This is a genomic window from Lentzea guizhouensis (assembly GCF_001701025.1).
Taxonomy (GTDB): Bacteria; Actinomycetota; Actinomycetes; order Mycobacteriales; family Pseudonocardiaceae; genus Lentzea; species Lentzea guizhouensis.
Genome location: NZ_CP016793.1, coordinates 5,444,645 through 5,462,061, shown reverse-complemented (window position 1 = coordinate 5,462,061; position 17,417 = coordinate 5,444,645). Strand labels below are relative to the sequence as shown.

Genomic DNA, 17,417 nt, shown 5'->3' with positions numbered 1-17,417 from the left:
GCCCGACCGGCATCCACCGATCGGTTGATGCGGCTACTCAGTCTCCAGGAACGCGGCGCGCAGGGCGGCGGCGAGCCGGACGACGGGCTCGGACGGCGCACCGGGCAGCCGGGCGAGCAGGTCCGGCGCTGCTCGGCCGGTCACCCCGCACCGGCAGCACCGCACCCCGTCCGGCACCACCGCCACGAGCGAGGCGGGCGCCGTCGTGATGCCGAGCCCGGCGGCGACCAGCTGCAGCTTCGCCAGCCAGTCACGGGCGGTGTGCGCGACCAGCGGCCGTTCGGTCAGCCCGGGCCACGCCCCCATCACCAGCGGGTCGCCCGGCCCGGAGATCCACCGCTGCCCACTGAGATCGGCGAAGTCGATGAAGTCGTTGCGCGCCAACGGGTGTGCCGCCGGGACGGCCACACGCAGGCTGCGTTCGACGAGGATGTCGACCGCCAGCTCCGGCGTCTCGTCGTCGGGCGCGCGGAACGGTGGCGACGACGCGATCACCGCGAGGTCCACCGTTCCCGCACGCAGTGCGCGCACCAACGCCGGTGTGCTGCCCTCGCGCGTGACGACGGTGATCGACGGATGTGTCCGCGCCAGCTCCGTCAACGCCCGCGGCACCACCCACGCCCCGGCCGTCGCGACCCAGCCGAGCCGCACCGTGCTCTCGTCCTCCTCCGGCAACCCGGCGAGCTCGCGCGCGACCGCGTCGACCTGCTCCACCACCACGGTCGCGCGCCGCAGCACGAGCCGTCCGGCCGCGGTGAGCCGCACGCCGTCGTGCCGCCGTTCCAGCAACGGCACGCCCGCCGCCCGTTCCAATGCCGCGATCTGCCGCGACACCGCCGACTGCGTGTAGCCGAGCGCGCTGGCCGCCGCCGTCAGCGTGCCGCGCTCGGCGACCTCGCGGAACACCCGCAGCGCGACCAGGGACGCATCCGTGAAGGACATGACGTTTACGCATACCCCGGTTGAGGAACTTTCGCTACCCGCATGGCCGGACCGAGCCTAGCGTCGAAGGCGTGATCGAAACAGAGTTCGGGTTCAGCAGCACCGCCGCCGAGGTCGTCGAGGGGATCGACCTGACCGGCAAGCGGATCGTCATCACCGGCGCGGCCTCCGGCATCGGCGTGGAGACCGCCCGCGCGCTGGCCGGCTCGGGCGCCGAGGTCACCCTCGCCGTCCGGGACGTCGCCGCCGGAGAGGAGGTCGCCGCGGAGATCGGCGCGGCCGGGGTCGCACGGCTCGACCTGACCGACCTGGCGTCCGTCGAGGAGTTCGCGAGGAACTGGTCCGGCCCGTTGCACGTCCTGATCAACAACGCGGGCGTCATGGCGTGCCCGGAGCGGCACACCGAGCAGGGCTGGGAGTGGCAGTTCGCCACCAACCACCTCGGCCACTTCGCGCTGGCCACCGGCCTGCACGGCGCCCTGCGCGCCGCCGGGAACGCCCGCGTCGTGTCCGTCACCTCCCGTGGCCACATGCTCTCGCCCGTGGTGTTCGACGACGTCCACTACGCGTTCCGCCGTTACGAGCCGTGGGGCGCCTACGGCCAGAGCAAGACCGCCAACGTCCTGTTCGCGGTCGAGGCGACGCGCCGATGGGCGGCGGACGGCATCACCGCGAACGCCGTCATGCCCGGCGTGATCTTCACCAATCTCCAGCGCCACATCGAACCGGGCGAGGTCGACCCGGCGATCCTCAAGACGACGCAGCAGGGCGCCGCGACGTCGGTGTTCGTTGCCACGTCACCGCTCCTGGAAGGCATCGGCGGCCGGTACTTCGACGACTGCAACGAGACGCGCGTCGTCGACCACCGCGACGAGACGCCACCGATGCGCGGTGTCGCCCGCTTCGCCCTCGACCCGGACGCCGCCGCCCGGCTGTGGACGTACTCCGAAACCCTGCTGGCGAAGGCATGATCACCCTTGTGACCGGCGCCACCCAGGGCCTCGGCCTCGCGCTCGCCGAGGGCTTGGCGCAGCGCCTCACCCCGCAGGACACCGTCTACCTGACCGGCCGCGACGCCACGAGGGTCGCTGCCGCGGTCGAGGCCGTGCCCGCGGGCGGCGCCCAGGTCCGCGGCGAGGTGCTCGACATGGCGGGCCCGGTCGACCGGTTCGCCAGGCAGGTCGAGGAACGCCACGGCGGCATCGACGTCGTCTTCGGCAACGCCGTCATGCGCATCGGCCCCGACGACGAACCGCGCGCGATCATCGACGAGTACACCGAGGTCAACAACTTCGGCACCACCAGGCTGCTCAACGCCTTCGCGCCGGTGCTCAACGACAACGGCAGGCTCATCGTCGTCGCCAGCTCACTCGGCACCCTGCACCACCTCGCACCGGTGCTGCACAGGCGGTTCACCCAACCGTCCTCTGTGGACGAGGTCGACGCGCAGATCACCCGGTGGCGCGACGACGTGAAGGCAGGCCGGTTCGGCGCGTGGCCCGCGTTCATCAACATCCCGTCGAAGATCGGCCAGGTCGCCGCCGTCCGGGCACTGGCCGCTCAACGCCGGGAAACCGACGCCACCCGCGGGGTTCTCATCGCCGCCGTCTGCCCAGGGATGATCAACACGCCCACGTCCGCGCTGTGGTGGGACGTCAGCACCGCCCCCACCCCGGCCCAGGCCGCCGGACCGCTGCTGGACCTCGCTCTCGGACCGGCCAGGCCGGAGCACTACGGCGAGCTCGTCCGCGCCGGTGAGGTGCTGCCGTTCAGCTGAGCGGCTGGTGCAGCCCGTGCACCGCCTGGTCGAGCAAGGTCTGGATGACGGCCTCGTTGTGCTCGGTCCGCCCCGGCGTGATCATGCGCGACGAGGCCTCGACCATGGCGTGCACGAGCATCGCCCGCAGCTGCGCGCGCTGCACCCCCGCGGTCTTGAACACCGCCACGAGCGGCGCCAGCAGCCGTTCGTGCTCGGCCCTGATCTGCTCGCGCGAGGCGTCCGGCAGCGTGTGCGCCGACAACGCGACGACCGCGCCGTGGCTGCCGTCGGTGATGATCGCGAGCTCGGCCCGCACGTACGCCTCGATCTTCTCGGGCACCGTGTCCGCGTTGTTGACCGCGTCGTCCAGCTTGTCCGCCCATTCGGGCAAGGCGTCGGACACGATCGCCGCGACCAGCTCCTCCCGCGAGCGGAAGTACTCGTAGAGGCTCGGCCGGGACAACCCCACCCGCCTCGCGAGCGACGCGAGCGTCAGCGCCTCCGCCCCCTCGGACGCCACGATGTCGCGCCCCGCGTCCAGCAGGGCGCGCAACCGGTTGGCGCGGTGCTCGGCAACGGTGTCGGCGCTGATCCTCGGCACCCCGGGATCGTATCGCGCTTGCTTTCCCGACGCCGTGTTGGAATAGTTCCCGACAGAGCGTCGGAATCAGGGAGGCCTGCATGTTCATCGCGACCAACCGGATGTTCGTCAACCCGGACATGTCCGAGGAGTTCGAGCGCTACTTCCGCGGCAACATGCGCACCCACCTGCCCGGAGTCCCCGGCCTGCTGCGCAGCACGCTGCTCAAGCCGACGCGGGACGACCAGCCGTACGTCTCGGTCAACGAGTTCGAAACCGAGGACGCCTTCCACGCCTGGGTCGCCTCCGACGCGTTCCGCGAAGCGCACAAGGGCCACCGCACGATCGCACGCCTTGTGACGGGCAACGAGCCCGAGCGGTTCACGCACGCGGAGGACCTGGTGCTGCCGCAGCAGCGCGTCGAGGCCTAGTCGACCAAGGCCCCGCTGCTGACCCTCACAGGGTCGGCAGCAGCGCCTTCATCCTGTTGATCTCATCCGACTGGGTGGCGACGACGTCGTCCGCCATCTCCTCGACCTGGACGTTGGTGCCGGCCGCGCGCACGTCCGTCGCCATCTTGATCGCACCCTCGTGGTGCTTGATCATGAGCTCCAGGAACATCCGGTCGAAGTCCTTGCCGCGCGCGGCACCCAACGCGTTCAACTGGTCCTGGGTCGCCATGCCGGGCATCGATCCGTGGTCGCCGTGCGAGCCGATGATGTTGTTGGTGCGCTGCCACTGCTTCATGGCGCCGATCTCCGGCTCCTGGCTGTACCGGATGCGGTCCGCCAGGCCCTTCACCGTCGCGTTCTCCGCGCGGTCGGGGGCGAACCTGGTCATCGCGAGCGCCTGCTCGTGGTGCGCGATCATCATCGACACGTAGTCGCGGTCGGCGTCGTTGGGCGGCGGCGGGATGGCGCCGGTCGCGTCCGACAGCGCGATGGTCGGCGCCGACCCGCCGGGAGTGTCCGGCGCGATGATCGGCGCCTGCTCCGGCTCCGACGTGCAGCCTGCCAGCAGGGCGAATGCCGCCACGATCGCCACGACCCCAGAACGCATGCCCCGGACAATACAGTCCGCGCCCCCCGGCGTTGTCCGGCTGGACGAAGACCCGACAACCCTCCGAAAGACGCTGGCCTTTAGCAAGGCGAAGGGACATACTCCCCCTCACCAACCTGTTATGAGGGGGTAAAAGCAGTGACTTCACGCGCAACGGCCCGGCGGCGCAGAGCGCCGTTGGCGGTTCTGGGGGCGCTCGCGCTGACGCTGTCAACGCTGACCGCGCCCGCGTACGCCGAGCCCGACCTGCCCGCGGACGGCAAGGGCCTGACCGAGGCTCAGCTCGAAGCGCAGGCGGAAGCGGTCAGCGGTCTCCCCGGTGTCGACGAGATCTCGCGCAGCCGCAACATGGTCCCGGTCGCCCACCTGGACAAGCAGGCTCCGCTCAGCTCGACGCAGACCGACATCGCGTTCCAGGACAACTACGCGTTCGTCGGCAACTACGACGGCTTCGTCATCTACGACATCCGCAACCCGAAGAAGCCGACGATCAAGAGCCAGGTGCTCTGCCCCGGCTCGCAGAACGACATCTCGGTGTACGGGAACCTGCTGTTCCTGTCGACCGACTCGTCGCGCAGCGACAACTCCTGCAGCAGCGTCTCCCAGCCGGCGACGGAGAAGTCGTCGTGGGAGGGCATCAAGGTCTTCGACATCAGCAACAAGAGCGCGCCGCGCTACGTCGCCGCCGTCGAGACCGCGTGTGGTTCGCACACCCACACGATGGTGCCGAGCAAGAACAAGAAGGACGTGTACCTCTACGTCTCGTCCTACTCGCCCAACGCCGCGTTCCCGGACTGCCAGCCGCCGCACGACCTCATCTCGATCGTGAAGGTGCCGGTCCGCAACCCGGGAGCGGCCTCGCTGCTCAAGGCGTCCGTGGTGTTCCCGGACGGCGCCAACCCCGGCCGTTCCGGCACCATCGAGACCGGCTACACCTCGGCCACCAGCGGTTGCCACGACATCACCGTCTACCCGCAGCTCGACCTCGCGGCCGGCGCGTGCATGGGTGACGGCGTGCTGTGGGACATCTCCGACCGGGAGAACCTGAAGGAGATCCACCGGGTCCAGGACGACGCGCACTTCGCGTTCTGGCACTCGGCCACCTTCAACAACAGCGGCACCAAGGTCGTCTTCACCGACGAGCTCGGTGGCGGTGGCGCCGCGACCTGCAACGAGAAGATCGGCCCGAACCGCGGTGCCAACGGCATCTACGACATCGTGGGCAAGGGCAAGGACCGCAAGCTGGTCTTCAAGTCCTACTACAAGATCCCGCGCATGCAGGGCGACACGGAGAACTGCGTCGCGCACAACGGGTCGCTGATCCCGGTGCCCGGCAAGGACATCATGGTGCAGTCCTGGTACCAGGGCGGCATCTCGGTGTGGGACTTCACCAACTCGAGCAAGCCGCGTGAGATCGGCTTCTTCGAGCGCGGCCCGATGCCGAACGGCGGGGGCGGCGGTACGTGGTCCACGTACTGGTACAACGGCTACATCTACTCCTCGGAGATGGGCCGCGGCTTCGACGTCGTCGACATGCGCGACCCGCGCACGTTCGTGGCGAAGCTGTTCCGCACGGACGAGTTCAACGCGCAGACCCAGGGCAACTTCTACCGCGGCTAGTCCGAGGTAGAAGTTCCCGCCCCCCAGATCAGCGCGGCTGCCGGCGTTCGGCAGCCGCGCTGATCGCTGTCAGGACCAGGGTGACCGTGACACCGCCGAGCACCGCCCACACCGGCGAGCCGACGTCCATTGCCCACGCGGCCACCACGGCGGTCAGGCCGTAGCCCGCGCCGGTCACCGCGTACATCATCGAGAACCCGGCGGCGTGCGCGCCGACCGGCAGCCGTTCGCGCAACGCGAGGCTGCGCGTCACCAGCACACCGGACTGGAAGAGCCCCGCCGCGAGCAACGCGCCCGCGATGCCGGGCAGGTTCGGGAACAACGCCACCGCGCCCACGCAGGTCGCGGTGATCACGAGCAGCACGAGTCCCTGGGTGCGCAGCGTTCCCGGCCACGGCCGCAGCCCGTACAGCACCGCGCCCAGCGCACTGCACGCCGCGAACCCGGTCAGCAGCGGCCCGGTCCAGCCGATCCCGATCCCCCGGTGCTCCAGCAACGCGGGCAGCACCAGCTCGGCGACCGCCAGCTGTGACAGCGCCGCCGCGCTCACCAGGTAGATCGGCCACGCCGACGCCACCACGCGCACCTTCGCCGTGCCCGACCGGGACGTCACGTGCCCGCGCGGCAGGATGAACACCAGCCACGCCGCCACCACGACCAGGCTCACCGACACCACGACGGGCGCCCGCCGGTCGACGCTCAACGCCAGCACGGTGACCAGCGCCGGCGCCACCGCCCACACCACCTGCGTGATCATGGCGTCGAAGCCCATCGCCTTGGGCACCAACGCGTCCGGCACCAGCCCGAGCAGCATCGCCCGCAGCCCGCCCGGTGTCGTCGACGGCCCGGCGCCCGCGATGAACGCCGCGACCGCCAGCACCGTCACGTTGCTCGTCAACGCCAGCGTCGTGAACGCCCCGGCCCCCACCAGGAGCCCGGCGCTGAGCTGCCCGCGCATCCGCGACGGGTCGAGCAACAGCCCCAGCAACCCGGCGCCGAGGATCTCGCCGAGCACGTAGACGGCGGTCAGCGACGCCGCCAGCACGTAGCCGCCGGGTAGGTTCCTGGTCAAGAACACCATCATCAGCGGTGTCATCGACATCGGCAGCTTCGCGGCGACCGTCACGACCGCGCACGCCAGCACGTCCCGGTTCGCGAGGTCGCGATACCCGGCTGCGGAGATCGTCATCTACTCGCCCAGCTCCTGGAACAACGTCAGCTGCAACCCGGCCGGCGCCGCCAGCCTGGCGTTGAGCGAGTTCCACGGCGTGCGCGTGGGTTCCGCGATCACCCGCGCCCCGGCGGCCTCGAGGGTCCGCGTGGTCCCCTCGGAGTCCTCCACCTCGAACGCGACCCGGACGTGCCCGGCGACCCGCTGTCCCACCTCGACCTGGTCGATGAACTCGGCGTGCGGCGGGTCGGTGATCTCCAGCGTGGCCCGCCCGGCCTCGAGGATCGTGACCCGGCCGCCGTCGGACGCGAACGCCGCCCGTTGCTCGAGCCCGAGCACGTCGCGGTAGAAACGCAGGGCCTCGTCGTAGTCGTCGGCGGTGACGACCAGGCGGAGTTCACGGACACCGGTCATGGTGACGATCATTTCACCAACCGGGTCAGAACGAAGCGAACCCGCTGAGGTTCGTCGGCTGACAGGATGTCGCCGTGCTGACCGGACTCGACCAGGTGGACTGGGCGCGGCTGTCCCACGCCCACGGCCCCGCCACCGACGTGCCCGACCAGATCCGCGACCTGCTGGCGGACGAGCCGTCCGTGCGCCGGCGGGCGGTCAACGAGCTGTTCGGCAACATCTACCACCAGGGCACGGTGTACGAGGCCACGGCCCACGCGGTGCCGTTCCTGCTGGAGGTGCTGGCCTCTCCCGGCTGCCAGGAGCGGCCGCACGTGCTGGCCCTGCTGACCGCGATCGTGACCGGTCACGACGAGATGTGGCTGCCCGGCGGGCTGCCGATCGCCGAGAACCGCGCGATGGCCGAGGGCGGCGCCGCCGTGGTCGCCGCGGCACCGAAGCCCGGCGACGAGGACTTCGACGAGGACGAGGGCGACAGCGAGTACGTCTACTCGCTGTCCGCCGAGGACCAGGAACGGTACTTCGCGCACGTGTGGGTGTGCGCCTACGACGCCGTGCGCGCCGGGGTGCCGTTGTTCCGCGAGCTGCTGCGCTCCGACCCGCCGACGCAGTGCATGGCCGCGTACGCGCTCGCGTGGTTCCCCGAGGACGCGCCGGACAGCCTGCGGGCGCTGGCGACCGTCACCGGGGGCGACCCGGAGGGTGCCGTGGCGGGGACGGCGACGGTGGCGACGGGCCTGCTCGGTGGCCGTCCCGCGATCACGCTCGACGACCCGCGGCCGGTGGCGCTGGGGTGCGGCGGTCGCGCTGGCGAACCTCGACGGGCCGGACGCGGGCCAGGACGTCGCCGACGAGCTGGTCGCGGTGGCCGGTGGCGCGCTCCCGGTGAGCGACCGGTGCCGTTCCTGGAGGGCGACCTCGCCCGGTACGCCGCCCAGGCCCTGGCCCAGCTCGGTGACCGGCACGCCGAGCGGACGTTCGAGGCGCTGCTCGACCGCGTGCCGGACGTGTCCGGCACGGCGGCGTTCGGGATGGTCGAGGTGGCGCTGCGGCTCGCGTTCCCGGAGCGGCCGGCCGAGCGTCCCGGCTACGCGGCGCTGGACGACCGCCAGCGCCGCCTCGTCGACGCCCTCGCCCGGTCCCCCGGCGCGTGGCTGGTCGACGGCGTGCGGTTCGGCAACTTCGGCGCCCTCGTCAACTCCTACCGGCTGCCGCCGAGCAACGAGGAGATGCGGGACTACGCCTCCACGCGCTGACCCGCCGCCGGCAGGTCAGCCCCGCAGACCGAAGAAGTGGATCCGCGAGTTCGGCACGAATCCGATCCGCGGGTACACCGGTGCCCCGGCCTCGGTCGCGTGGAGGGTCGCGCGGGTGATCCCCGTGGCCTTGGCGCCCTCGTACAACGCTTTCCTGGTCACGGCCTCGCCGTAGCCGCGGCGCTGCCACTCGGGAAGGGTGGCGACGAGCACGACGAAGAGCCGGCCGTCGACCTCCGCGGCCGCCGCGCACGCCACCGGGACGCCGTCGCGCAGAGCCAGGTAGGCGTGCACGTCGTTCTTCCACAGCGCGGAGCCGGCGAGCCCGTCCCTGCCGTCCTCCAGCGCGAACCCGTAGGCGGCCGAGTTGATGTCCGCGTAGGTCAGCAGCTGGTCGTCGGTCCGCACGCGGGCGAACGTCAGCTCCGGGTGGACCGGTTCCGGGATCGAGGGCAGGTCCGCGGCCATCCCCGTTCCGGGGAAGGCGTGGTCGAGGCCCGCTCGCCGCGCCGCGGGGAGGAGGGCGGTCCGCGCGTCCTCGTCGAGCAGGTCCTCGAAGAGCCACAGGAAGCCCGGCCTCTGCTTCGAGCGCATGACCTCCGCGGCCTCGTGCAGCCGCTGTTCGAGGAGCCCGGCGTCCACACCTGGCTCGGTGAGGGTGACGGTGTTCCAGAAGAGGAAACGGCTGTCGGCCCAGCGGACGGCGAGACCGGGCAGGTCCCGCACGTCCGCGGCGGGGTCGCGGTCGAGCACCACGGCCCGCCAGCCCGCGGCCAGCTGCCGCACCGATTCGATCGAGTCGGCGAGATCGGTCACCGGAAACCTTCCACGTGGTCGGACTTTCACAGAACGGGGGACACCTCGGCGCGCTGACCGGCCGCCAGCCTCGTGACCACCACCAGAACCAGCGCGATCCCGGCCGTGACGTGGATCGGCGCCGGCCCGAACGTCGCCGCCAGCACCGCCACCGCACCGGCCGGCAGCAGGTACTTGCGGATCCCGTCCTGGCCGGGGCAGTCCTGCACGTACCAGACGCACAGCAGGAAGACCGCGAGCGGCACGGTCGTGAACGCCGCGACCGTCGTGCCCGGCGCGTGCGAGATGTGCAGGTCGTAGTCGACGCTGGCAGCGAGACCCGCGCCCAGTGCGGCGATCGAACCGAGGACGAACAGGTGCGCGTACCCCCAGAGGAACGCCTTCTTCAGGTCGTGCAGGTGGGCCGGCGCCTCGAAGTAGATCCACCACACCGAGAACACGATGACCAGCGAGGCCGCCGCCAGCGAGATCAGGTTGACCCCGCTGTCGAAGCCCTTCTGGAACGCGATCGTGGCCGCCAGGATCGACTCGCCGAGCACGATCAGCGTGAACAGGCCGTGCCGCTCGGCGATGTGGTGCGGGTGCCAGGTCGTGGCCGACGCGCGTTCCGCCCAAACCGGCACCAGCAGCTCGCCGAGCATGAAGACCACCCACAGCGGGATCTGCAGCGACGGCGGCGCGACCAGCACCCACAACACCCAGAGCACCTGCAAGAACGCGATGCCACCGGCATAACGGCGGGTGCAGCGCTGGTGCTCCGGGTTGTCGATCGACGCCCGCAGCCAGTGCGCGACCATCGCGAGCCGGATCACGACGTAGCCGCCGACGACGATCCGGTAGTCCTGGCGCTCGAACACGGCCGGGATGCCCGACGCGACCACGAGCACGCCGGCGATCTGGACCATCGTGATGACCCGGTACAGCGTGTCGTCGTTGTCGAACGCGCTGGCGAACCAGGTGAAGTTCAGCCACGGCAACCACAGCGCGAAGAACGCCATGCAGAACGCGAGCACGCCGGCCGCCGCGTGGTCCTCGGTCACGGCGTGGTGCAGCGAGGCGGCGGCCTGGGCGACCGCCACCACGAAGCTCAGGTCGAACAACAGCTCCAACGGCGTCGCGACCCGGTGGGCCTCCGCCGTGTCGCGCGCGAGGAGCTTTCTGATCATCCGGGCACCACCATGATCCGTGACTCGCTGAGGTCGAGCGCGACCCGCGTGCCCGGCTGGTACGCGGCGGCGGCGTTCGAGGGCTGGTCGACGCGCAGCACCTGCTCGCCCACCCTCACCGAGATCCGCGTGACCGGCCCGAGGAACGACTGGGTCAGCACGTCGCCCAGGATCTTGCCACTGGTCTCGCCGTCCTGCCCGGACACCCCGATGTCCTCGGGGCGGACGATGACGCGCACGTCGCTGCCGGACGGCTGGTCGTGCGTCACGGGCACGGTGACGCCGTTGATGACGACGGTCTGGCCCTCCGCCTTGGCCTCCACCGAGTTCGTGACGCCGACGAACTGCGCCACGAACGCCGTCGCGGGCTGCCGGTAGACCACCGACGGCGTGTCGAGCTGCTCCAGCCGCCCGTGCGACATCACGCCGACGCGGTCGGAGACGGCGAGCGCCTCCTCCTGGTCGTGCGTGACGAACAGCGTCGTCATGCCGAGCTCGGTCTGGATGCGGCGGATCTCGTCCCGCAGGCTCACGCGGACCTTGGCGTCCAGCGCGGACAGCGGCTCGTCCAGCAGCAGCACGCGCGGCTGGATCGCGAGTGCGCGCGCCAACGCGACGCGCTGCTGCTGCCCACCGGACATCTGGTGCGGGTAGCGGCCACCCAGGTGGGACAGGCCCACCAGGTCGAGCAGCTCACCCGCCTTCTTCGCGTCGGCCTTGCGCAGCTTCAGGCCGAACGCCACGTTCTGCGCCGCGGTCATGTTCGGGAACAGGCTGTAGGCCTGGAAGACCATGCCCATGTCCCGCTTGTTGGCCGGCACCTTCGTGATGTCCTTGCCGCCCACCGTGACCGTGCCCGAGTCGGCGGTCTCGAAGCCCGCGACGATCCGCAGCGCCGTCGTCTTGCCGCAGCCGGACGGCCCGAGCAGCGACACCAGCTCGCCCTCGGCCAGGTCGAGGTCGAGGCCGGCCAGCGCGGTGTTGCCGCCGAAGGACTTCTGCAGCCCTTTCAGTTGCAGATGGCTCATGTTTTCAGCTACTCCCCTGCAACGTTTCTTCTTCGGCAACGGTCTGACGGCGCCGCTGACCGACATACGAGAGTGCGAACAGAAGGACGAACGCGAAGATCAGGCAGAGCAACGACACCGCGATGGACACACCCGCGTTGCGCTTGCCGAGCAGGTTGACCTGCACCTGCAGCGTGTCGAAGTTGAGCAGCGACGCGATGGTGAACTCACCGAGCACCAACGCGACGGACAACAGCGACGCGCCGATGAGCGCGACCCGGATGTTCGGCACCACGACCTTCCACAGCACCGTCAACCACGACGCGCCCAGGCTGCGCGCGGCCTCCGCGAGCGTCTTCAGGTCGATGGCGCTCAGCCCGGCGTCGATCGCGCGGTAGGCGAACGGCAGCACCAGGACCGTGTACGCGAACGTGAGCGTCAGCGCCGAGTCGCCGAGGAAGTAGTTCACCCACGCGTAGAGCGGCGCCATGCCGACCACCAGCACGATCGCGGGGATCGCCAGGGGCAGCAGGCAGAGGAACTCCACGAGCCGCTGCAGCTGGGGCAGCCGCAACCGGATCCACGCCATCGTCGGCACGAGCAGCACCAGCATCAGCACCGCGGACGTGACCGACAGCAGCAGGGAGTTGGCGAGGGCCGCCATCAGGCCTTCGTCCTCGACGATGGACGTCCACGAGTCCAGGCTGCGGCTGCCGCCGACGCCACGCGTGGAGAACTCCGCCATCGCGACCAGCGGCAGGACGAAGTAGACGCCCAGGACCAGCAGGATGATCGTGCGCAGGACGCGTTGCTTCACCGGCGAACCCACTTGGCCACCCTCTTCTGCAGCAGGACGTTCACGCCCATCGCGATGGTGACCACGACGACCATGCCCAGACCGAGCGCCTTGCCCAGGTTCTCCTGGCCGAGCACGACCTCGCCGGTGAGGAATCCGCGGATCTGCAACGGCACGATCGGGCTGCCCTGCGAGACGAGCGCGGCGGCCGTGGCGTAGGCGCTGAAGGCGTTGGCGAACAACAGCAGCAGCGCGCCGAGGAACGGCGGCGTGAGGATCGGGCCGCCGACGTGCCGCCAGTAGGTCCAGCTCGTGCCGCCGAGGCTCGCGTTGGCTTCGCGCCACTGCGGGCGCAGGCCGTCCAGCGCGGGCAGGAACACGATCACCATCAGCGGGATCTGGAAGAACGTGTAGACGAGCGTCAGTCCGGGCAGCTCGAACAGCCACGCGCTGCCGGCGAACAGGTCGATGCCGGCGTTGTCCCGCAGGAACTTCGTGACCAGGCCTTCGAAGCCGACCGTCGCGAGGAACGCGAACGCCAGCGGCACGCCACCGAACTGCGCGAGCACACCGCTGCCCGCGACGACGGTCCGGCGCAGCATCCCGTCGGGGTTGCCGACCGCGATCGCCCACGTGAGCAGCGCCCCGAAGACCGCGCCGATGAGCGCCGTGAGCGCGGACAGCTCGATGCTGAGCAGGAAGGCGTCGAAGACGACACCGGTGAACAGCGTGGTGATGTTCTCGAGCGTGAACGCGCCGTCGGAGTCCTGGAAGGCGCCGACCAGGACGAGCACCGTGGGGTAGACGAGGAAGGTGCCGGCGAACGCGAGGAACGGCACCGCGACGAGCCACGCGGCCGCAGACGGCCGACCGGCGGCCCCACCTCTGATCTTGGTGGAACCGCCGGGCGTCGTCGCTACGGGAGCGACACTCGTCATCCGATGGCCTGCGCCCACGTCGCCGTGAGAACGGCCTTGGCCTTGTCGGCCTGCGCCTGCGTCTGGAACACCTGCTTGCCGTCGGTCTTCGGCAGCTTGTCCTTCGCCGCCTTGTCCGCCTTGTCACCCATCTTGTCGAGGCGCACCGGGCGGGCGAGGCCCTGCAGGTACAGGTTCTGGCCCTCGTCGGAGTAGAGGAACTCCTGCCACAGGCGCGCGGCAGCGGGGTGCGGCGCGTCCTTGCTGATGGCCTGGTTGTAGTAGCCGCCGATCTGCGCCTCGGCGGGCACGACGACCTTCCAGTCCAGCTTGCCCTTGAGCTTGTCGGTCTGGGCGGCGTTCGTGTAGTCCCAGTCGATGACGACGGGCGTCTGGCCGGACTCGATCGTCGCGGGCGACGGGTCGACCGGCTGGAAGTTGCCGGCGGCCTTGAGCTGCTTGAAGAACTCGACACCGGGGGCGATGTCGTCGGCGGAACCACCGTTGCCCAGCGCGGCCATCACGACACCGGAGAACGCGGCACCGGCCTGCGTCGGGTTGCCGTTGAGCGCGACCTTGCCCTTGTACTCGGGCTTGAGCAGGTCCTTCACGGACGTCGGCGCCGGCACCTTCGCGGCGTCGTAGCCGATCGACATGAAGCCGCCGTAGTCGCCGTAGTACGCGCCGTCCGCGTCCTTGAGCTCGGCGGGGATGTCGTCCCAGGTGCTGACCTTGTAGGGCGCGAACAGGTCCTTGTTGGCCAGCGCCACGTTCAGCCCGAGGTCGAACACGTCGGGCGCGCGGTCGGTGCCCTTGAGCTGCTTGGCGGCGTTGATCTCCTCCTGGCTGGAGGCGTCCGGCTGGTCCGACTTGACCTCGATGCCGTACTTGGCCTTGAACGCCTCGATGACCTTCCCGTAGTTCGCCCAGTCCGGGGGCAGCGCGATGACGTTGAGCTTGCCCTCCTTCTTGGCCGCCTCGACCAGCTTGTCCATGCCACCGAGCTCGCTCGCGGACTTCGCGGTCCCGGCGGCACCGGCCGGCGTCTCCTTGGCGGGCGGGGCGCCACAAGCGGCCATCGCCAGCACCAACGCGCCGACACCCATCATCTTCGTGGTGACGTTCCCTCGCTTCAGCACGAGCGGAGGATTCGCGCGGGGTGCTTTCGTTGTCAAGCCAGGCGCGCCGGTTGAGACCTTCTCGACTCCAAGGGTGAATTCTTGGCGCACTACGGGTTGCGACTGAATGCTTTCCGCGCTTCGGCCAAGTGCTCCGCGGTGATCCCCGTGGCGGGGTCGACGTGGATGAGAGCGGTGGTCAGATGCCGTCGCTTGTGGACGAATTCCCGGTTCTTCTCCCGGTGCAGCCCGAAGTCGTCGTCGAACCACACGAGCGGCCGTTCCCACGCGTAACGCGCGACCGCCGGGTACTTCCAGCCCTGCTCCGCGAACTCGACCACCTTGAGGTTCGGCAGGCCGAGGCGAGGCCCGATCTCGGTGTTCGCGCGGTGGGACCAGGTGGTGGCCCACGCGAGCTCGGCGCCGAACTCCTCGGCGAGCTGTCTCAGCTGGGGGCCGTGGCCGGGATCGAGGTGGATGCGGAGCTTGCGCCACCAGCCGACCTTGATGTCGAACGGCTGGTAGTTCGGCGGCTTGGGGTGGGCGGCCCAGGGGTTGAGGGGGCCGTCGACGTCGATGAGGACCAGGGGCTTCACGAGACCGACCGAACCACGCGCGCCGCAAAGCCCCCGTGGGGCCGGTCCCAGCTCACCCGATCTCCAGCCCCAGCGTCGTCGGCACGTGCCTCACCGTGTTCCGGTGCCGATGACTCGTGATCAACCCGGCGTCCCGCAACACCCCGGCGTGCTCGCTCGCCCGCCCCGGCGAGATCCCCACCAGCGCCGCCACCTGGCTCGTCGTGCTGGACGGGTTCCGCCTGATCGTCCGCAGCACCGCCGTCCGCGTCCTCCCGAGCAACGGCGTCAACGCGGGCGTGCGTGAGCTGTCCTCCAGCAGCGGCATCGGCACGTGCGCCGGGTAGACGACCACGCGCGGTTCGCCCGGCATCGCGCTGCCGATCATCGCCGACCCGAGGCGGAACGCCGTGGGCAGCAGCACCACGCCGTCGCCCTGCAGGTCGATCGTCAGGTCCAGCGGCGAGCGGACCTCCAGCGTGTCCCCCTGCCACGACGCCCGCGGGAACACGCCCGCCAGCGCGGCCCCCACCCCGCCGGCCGTCATGACCTCCTTGCGGTGCGCGACATCCGTGTGCCACGTCGCCCGCATCCGCTCGGACTCCAGCACCGGCCACGCGCTGCGCAACGCCCGCTCCAGCACCAGCTGCGCCCCGCGGTCCCCCGCGGCCAGCGCCCGCGTCCACGCAGACCCCGCCCGCCCACCGCGTCCAGCGACTCGCGCACGTACCGCGCGGGCGACGACAGCACCCGGTCCACGGCCGCGTCGAAGTCGTCGTCCAGCGCCACAGGTACTCGACCGCGCCCGCGTCGGACACCAGTTCCAGCAACGGCAACGCCTCGCGCGGCAACGCCCGGCGCGGTCCACCCACGGGCCAGCAGGCCGTGGCCGGTGCCGCACAGCGCGCCGGCCGCCAGCGACAGCTCCACCAGCGGCGCCGGCGCGGGCAGGAACCGCGTGCGCAGCAGGTCGGCGGCCGTGAAGCGAATCCTCAGCACGCGCGCGAGTGCAACACGAAGACACCGCTCCTGTCCCGCGCTTTTCCGACTTTCCGCCCTGCCGGAAGGTCCGTGCCCCACGACAAGAACCACGACAACCTCTGTGTTGTCCGTCAACACCAAGGGGAGAAACCGAATTGCGCAGGATCGCCTTCTTGCTCGCCACCGTCGTCGCGCTCTGCACCGGCTTCGCGACGTCGGCCTCGGCCGGCACGATCTTCTTCCAGCTCAAGGTCCAGCACACGCTGAAGTGCCTGCAGGTCAGCGGCGGCACCACCGCCGTGCAGTCGACGTGCGGGAGCTTCACGCAGCAGAACCAGATCTTCGTGCTGGACCCGCTGCCGAACACGAACTACCGGATCAGGAACGTCTCCACCAACAAGTGCCTCGACATCCGCGGCGCCAACCCGAACATCGGCGCCGACGTCATCGAGTTCGCCTGCGGGACCGGCGCGCACCAGCAGTGGACGTTCCGCTTCGACGGCGCCGGCCACTACGAGGTCGTGTCGCTGCTCAACCAGCTGTGCCTCGACGTCGACACGTTCGGCGGTGGCACGAACAACGGGGCCCGCGTGCAGATGTGGGAATGCTTGGACAACCCCGCGCTCAACCAGCGCTGGAACCTGCAGTCGATCTGAACCGGACCGAGGAGGGCCGTTTCCCGGACGGGAAGCGGCCCTCCGCCCTAGCCTCGCAGGCATGAGACGTCTCGGTCTGCTCCTGCTGGTGTGCCTCGCTCTGGCGGGCTGCGGCGCGCTCAGCGACCAGACCACCGTGCACACCCGGCTCGCCGACGCGGGCTACACGAACGTCTCGACCTTCCACGGCACCAACAACGGCACCGACCGCTTCGAGGTCAGCGCGAGCTCCTCCGACCAGGAGAAGACGACCGAGCAGCTCGCCGAGGCCGTCTGGAACTCCTACCCGCAGCACGTCGACCAGCTGACGGTCACGCTCAACGGGACCAGCGAGGTCTACAGCGCCGAGCAGCTGCAGCAGGCGTTCGGCGACCGGCACGTCACCGTGAAGCCTGACGACGACGCCGCGACGGACCGCACGATCTTGACGTGGCTGGCGGTGGCCGCGGGGGTGTTCCTGCTGCTCGTCACCGGTGCGGTCGTCCTGGTCGTGGTGCTGGTCCGCCGCTCGCGGCGCCGGAAGCAGCAGCCGCACCAGGTCTACCTCGCGAACCCACCGCCCGGTTGGCCGCCCGCCGCCTAGA

At 70.4% G+C, this 17,417-nt stretch carries 21 protein-coding genes; 7 read left to right on the top strand and 14 right to left on the bottom strand.

The genetic code is table 11. The features are described from left to right. Positions 1-33 precede the first annotated feature (33 nt). The gene (locus BBK82_RS26860) at positions 34-942 is read right to left on the bottom strand and encodes a LysR family transcriptional regulator (protein WP_065917498.1); all 909 of its coding nucleotides are present in this window, start codon (positions 940-942) and stop codon (positions 34-36) included. A gap of 71 nt (positions 943-1,013) precedes the next feature. Between BBK82_RS26860 and BBK82_RS26855 the strand changes: the two genes are divergently transcribed. Both BBK82_RS26855 and BBK82_RS26850 read left to right on the top strand, forming a co-directional pair. Continuing rightward, positions 1,014-1,913, top strand: a complete 900-nt coding sequence (locus BBK82_RS26855) for an SDR family NAD(P)-dependent oxidoreductase (RefSeq protein ID WP_065917497.1) — start codon at positions 1,014-1,016, stop codon at positions 1,911-1,913. Further along, on the top strand, positions 1,910-2,719 hold the full coding sequence (locus tag BBK82_RS26850) for an SDR family NAD(P)-dependent oxidoreductase (protein ID WP_065917496.1): 810 nt from the start codon (positions 1,910-1,912) through the stop codon (positions 2,717-2,719). Before BBK82_RS26855 ends, BBK82_RS26850 begins: the two co-directional genes overlap by 4 nt. Here BBK82_RS26850 and BBK82_RS26845 read toward each other — a convergent pair. Continuing rightward, complete coding sequence (locus BBK82_RS26845; protein ID WP_065917495.1) at positions 2,712-3,302, bottom strand: TetR/AcrR family transcriptional regulator; 591 nt, start codon at positions 3,300-3,302, stop codon at positions 2,712-2,714. The genes BBK82_RS26850 and BBK82_RS26845 overlap by 8 nt on opposite strands. Before the next feature lie 80 nt (positions 3,303-3,382). Here BBK82_RS26845 and BBK82_RS26840 point away from each other — a divergent pair, with 80 nt between their 5' ends. After that, positions 3,383-3,712 carry an antibiotic biosynthesis monooxygenase family protein gene (locus BBK82_RS26840; RefSeq protein ID WP_065917494.1) on the top strand — a complete coding sequence of 110 codons (330 nt, stop codon included), beginning with the start codon at positions 3,383-3,385 and terminating at the stop codon, positions 3,710-3,712. A 25-nt stretch (positions 3,713-3,737) separates the two neighbouring features. Here BBK82_RS26840 and BBK82_RS26835 read toward each other — a convergent pair whose 3' ends face one another. Further along, positions 3,738-4,340, bottom strand: a complete 603-nt coding sequence (locus BBK82_RS26835) for a DUF305 domain-containing protein (RefSeq protein ID WP_065917493.1) — start codon at positions 4,338-4,340, stop codon at positions 3,738-3,740. A 138-nt stretch (positions 4,341-4,478) separates the two neighbouring features. On the opposite strand from BBK82_RS26835, the gene BBK82_RS26830 reads away from it, so the two are divergent. Then, positions 4,479-5,960, top strand: coding sequence for an LVIVD repeat-containing protein (locus tag BBK82_RS26830; protein ID WP_065917492.1), 1,482 nt, complete (start codon positions 4,479-4,481; stop codon positions 5,958-5,960). A gap of 28 nt (positions 5,961-5,988) precedes the next feature. Here the strand turns inward: BBK82_RS26830 and BBK82_RS26825 are convergent, their stop codons facing one another. Both BBK82_RS26825 and BBK82_RS26820 read right to left on the bottom strand, forming a co-directional pair. After that, entirely contained in the window at positions 5,989-7,149 is a 1,161-nt protein-coding gene (locus BBK82_RS26825; protein WP_065917491.1) for an MFS transporter, read from the bottom strand. Beyond that, positions 7,150-7,545 (bottom strand): VOC family protein, encoded by a 396-nt coding sequence (locus tag BBK82_RS26820; protein WP_065921367.1) that lies wholly within the window; start codon positions 7,543-7,545, stop codon positions 7,150-7,152. A 74-nt stretch (positions 7,546-7,619) separates the two neighbouring features. On the opposite strand from BBK82_RS26820, the gene BBK82_RS26815 reads away from it, so the two are divergent. Then, positions 7,620-8,801, top strand: a complete 1,182-nt coding sequence (locus BBK82_RS26815) for a hypothetical protein (RefSeq protein WP_065917490.1) — start codon at positions 7,620-7,622, stop codon at positions 8,799-8,801. A 15-nt stretch (positions 8,802-8,816) separates the two neighbouring features. On the opposite strand, the gene BBK82_RS26810 is transcribed toward BBK82_RS26815, so the two are convergent. The 9 genes from BBK82_RS26810 to BBK82_RS52360 all read right to left on the bottom strand — a co-directional run bounded on the left by BBK82_RS26810 (position 8,817) and on the right by BBK82_RS52360 (position 16,195). Then, a complete protein-coding gene (locus BBK82_RS26810) occupies positions 8,817-9,617 on the bottom strand; it encodes a GNAT family N-acetyltransferase (protein ID WP_065917489.1) in 801 nt (266 codons plus the stop codon). 26 nt (positions 9,618-9,643) lie between these two features. Continuing rightward, a complete protein-coding gene (locus tag BBK82_RS26805) occupies positions 9,644-10,783 on the bottom strand; it encodes a low temperature requirement protein A (protein WP_065917488.1) in 1,140 nt (379 codons plus the stop codon). After that, positions 10,780-11,811 carry an ABC transporter ATP-binding protein gene (locus tag BBK82_RS26800; RefSeq protein ID WP_065917487.1) on the bottom strand — a complete coding sequence of 344 codons (1,032 nt, stop codon included), beginning with the start codon at positions 11,809-11,811 and terminating at the stop codon, positions 10,780-10,782. Before BBK82_RS26800 ends, BBK82_RS26805 begins: the two co-directional genes overlap by 4 nt. Before the next feature lie 4 nt (positions 11,812-11,815). Next, positions 11,816-12,607 carry an ABC transporter permease gene (locus BBK82_RS26795; protein ID WP_218920344.1) on the bottom strand — a complete coding sequence of 264 codons (792 nt, stop codon included), beginning with the start codon at positions 12,605-12,607 and terminating at the stop codon, positions 11,816-11,818. Next, the gene (locus BBK82_RS26790; RefSeq protein WP_237047588.1) at positions 12,604-13,524 is read right to left on the bottom strand and encodes an ABC transporter permease; all 921 of its coding nucleotides are present in this window, start codon (positions 13,522-13,524) and stop codon (positions 12,604-12,606) included. Before BBK82_RS26790 ends, BBK82_RS26795 begins: the two co-directional genes overlap by 4 nt. After that, positions 13,521-14,642 carry an ABC transporter substrate-binding protein gene (locus BBK82_RS26785; protein ID WP_237047587.1) on the bottom strand — a complete coding sequence of 374 codons (1,122 nt, stop codon included), beginning with the start codon at positions 14,640-14,642 and terminating at the stop codon, positions 13,521-13,523. Before BBK82_RS26785 ends, BBK82_RS26790 begins: the two co-directional genes overlap by 4 nt. A gap of 89 nt (positions 14,643-14,731) precedes the next feature. Continuing rightward, on the bottom strand, positions 14,732-15,217 hold the full coding sequence (locus BBK82_RS26780) for an HAD domain-containing protein (RefSeq protein WP_065917485.1): 486 nt from the start codon (positions 15,215-15,217) through the stop codon (positions 14,732-14,734). Between the two features lie 52 nt (positions 15,218-15,269). Beyond that, entirely contained in the window at positions 15,270-15,824 is a 555-nt protein-coding gene (locus BBK82_RS26775) for a winged helix-turn-helix domain-containing protein (RefSeq protein WP_154697522.1), read from the bottom strand. Further along, positions 15,740-16,195, bottom strand: coding sequence for a hypothetical protein (locus tag BBK82_RS52360; protein ID WP_154697521.1), 456 nt, complete (start codon positions 16,193-16,195; stop codon positions 15,740-15,742). The genes BBK82_RS26775 and BBK82_RS52360 overlap by 85 nt, the downstream gene beginning before the upstream one ends. Positions 16,196-16,332: 137 nt before the next feature. Here BBK82_RS52360 and BBK82_RS26770 point away from each other — a divergent pair, with 137 nt between their 5' ends. Both BBK82_RS26770 and BBK82_RS26765 read left to right on the top strand, forming a co-directional pair. Further along, on the top strand, positions 16,333-16,833 hold the full coding sequence (locus tag BBK82_RS26770) for an RICIN domain-containing protein (RefSeq protein WP_065917483.1): 501 nt from the start codon (positions 16,333-16,335) through the stop codon (positions 16,831-16,833). Between the two features lie 61 nt (positions 16,834-16,894). Then, the gene (locus BBK82_RS26765; RefSeq protein WP_065917482.1) at positions 16,895-17,416 is read left to right on the top strand and encodes a hypothetical protein; all 522 of its coding nucleotides are present in this window, start codon (positions 16,895-16,897) and stop codon (positions 17,414-17,416) included. The last annotated feature ends 1 nt before the right edge of the window (position 17,417 follow it).